Origin of the sequence: Rhodoblastus acidophilus, from assembly GCF_900187365.1 — a bacterium.
GTDB lineage: Bacteria > Pseudomonadota > Alphaproteobacteria > Rhizobiales > Beijerinckiaceae > Rhodoblastus > Rhodoblastus acidophilus.
This window is the reverse complement of sequence record NZ_FYDG01000062.1, coordinates 1-1,603: the sequence shown is the minus strand read 5'-3', so window position 1 is coordinate 1,603 and position 1,603 is coordinate 1. Positions and strand designations below refer to the sequence as shown.

The window sequence follows — 1,603 nt, the reverse complement described above, 5'->3', positions numbered from 1 at the left end:
GTCCACGAACATCAGCGATCGCCCCACATTTCGTCGAAAGCCTCTCTCGGCAACGGGGTCTTGGCTTGAGGGCTCAGCGCGACGCCATATTTCTCTCGAAGCCGAGCGGCGGTCTGCTGTGGGGTCTCGGCGTTGCGACGGGTGGCGATCGCCTCCTTCATCGCGATCACGATCGCTTCCGTGATGGTGACGCCGGCCATTTGAGCGAACTTGCGCGTGAGGGCGTCCGCCTCGGGATTGTTGACATTAATCGGCATCGCGGCTCCATGTAGATAGATCGTTATTTTAATGTAGATTCTATCATCAACATTATCAAGCCGGGAGCGTCGTCGAGCGCCTCATCTTTTTTGCACGTCGTTATTCGGCTTCGCGCCATCGCCCGGGAAGGTGATCGGGACTGACGAGCGATGGGTGAACGATGAGGCGAAGGCTTTCAAAATGGATTTCGACTGGCGTCGTGGTCGTCAGCCTTGCGGGCTGCTCGACCGTGACGCCGATCCCGACGACCGTGGCGACCCCAGGCATGCCCAATGCCGAACTGGCGCTGCAGCAGAGCATGGCGGAGACCGGCCGCGAAATGGCGCGGATCGGCGACATGAGGCCCGCCGCCGCGGCGGCGGCGCGACCGAAGGTCGCGCCCGGCGAACTCGACCGCGAGGTGTCGTTCCAATGGAGCGGCTCGCTCGATGACGGCGTCCGCGAATTGGCGCGGATCGTCGGCTACGAGGTCGTGATCAGGAACGCCTCGATCTTCAAACAGCGCCCGCAGGTCGCGATCGATCCCCGGCCGCGCCGGGTCTACGACCTGTTCCGCGAACTCGGCGAACAGGCCGGGGCGAAAGCCCATGTCCGCGTCGATCCCCAGCATCATCTTGTGGAGGTTGTCTACCTTGTTTAAGCGGCATTTTCTCGGAAGCGTCGCTGTGGCGGCGATCTGCGCATCCGCGGCGGCGAGCGCGACGGAGCGCCCGCTTGTCGTGAAGGGGCCGCCGCCGGCGGAGACGGCCGCACCATCGGCGCCATTTACAACGGATCGCCCGGACGGCGTGATCGTCATGCCTGTCCCGCCCGCCCCCTCGCCGGAAGAGGTCGACCGGCGCGCGCATGAATTGGGCGATCCCCTCAACAAGCCGGTGACCGGCGCCCTGGAGGAACCGGCTGTGGTCGGCGGCGAGCGCCCGCCGTCGCTCGCGGTGTTGCAAGCGGCGCGGCCGGGGACGGTCCTCGGCGTTCCCGGCGCGCCGCCGCTGGAGCCGGGCCGAGAGGAGACGTTGCGCGACGCCGGCGCGACCTATGGCGCCAAGGGCGGCCTGGCCGCCCGCGCCTTCGCGCTCAACGAAATGCTGCGCCGCTACGAGGACCAACTCGACCGCACTTATGACTTCAACGCGGTCGTGCTGCGCCATCCCGGCAGCGCCATTCTGATGGTGCCGCCGATCGTGTCGGAAGCGCAAATGGCGTTCGCTTTGAGCGAACAGGGACAGGTCGCGCGCGAGACCGCCTGCGTCTAACCGACGCCGTGCTCGACGAGGTCGCGGAATGGCAAAACCGACCGTTGGAGCCGCTTTACCCCCTCGTTTTCTTTGACGCCATTCGGGTCAAG

At 65.8% G+C, this 1,603-nt stretch carries 3 protein-coding genes and 1 pseudogene; 3 read left to right on the top strand and 1 reads right to left on the bottom strand.

The features are described 5' to 3' along the window. Positions 1–11: 11 nt before the first annotated feature. Positions 12–257, bottom strand: a complete 246-nt coding sequence (locus tag CFB24_RS22200) for a type II toxin-antitoxin system VapB family antitoxin (RefSeq protein ID WP_088522782.1) — start codon at positions 255–257, stop codon at positions 12–14. A 200-nt stretch (positions 258–457) separates the two neighbouring features. Between CFB24_RS22200 and CFB24_RS22195 the strand changes: the two genes are divergently transcribed. The 3 genes and pseudogenes from CFB24_RS22195 to CFB24_RS22915 all read left to right on the top strand — a co-directional run. Continuing rightward, complete coding sequence (locus CFB24_RS22195; RefSeq protein WP_158255358.1) at positions 458–898, top strand: DotD/TraH family lipoprotein; 441 nt, start codon at positions 458–460, stop codon at positions 896–898. After that, positions 846–1,511: a type IV secretory system conjugative DNA transfer family protein gene (locus CFB24_RS22190; RefSeq protein WP_338066181.1), complete on the top strand. Its 666-nt coding sequence runs from the start codon at positions 846–848 to the stop codon at positions 1,509–1,511. Before CFB24_RS22195 ends, CFB24_RS22190 begins: the two co-directional genes overlap by 53 nt. After that, positions 1,508–1,603 (top strand): annotated as a pseudogene (locus CFB24_RS22915) (transposase); the annotation flags it as partial. The gene CFB24_RS22190 and the pseudogene CFB24_RS22915, both read left to right, overlap by 4 nt.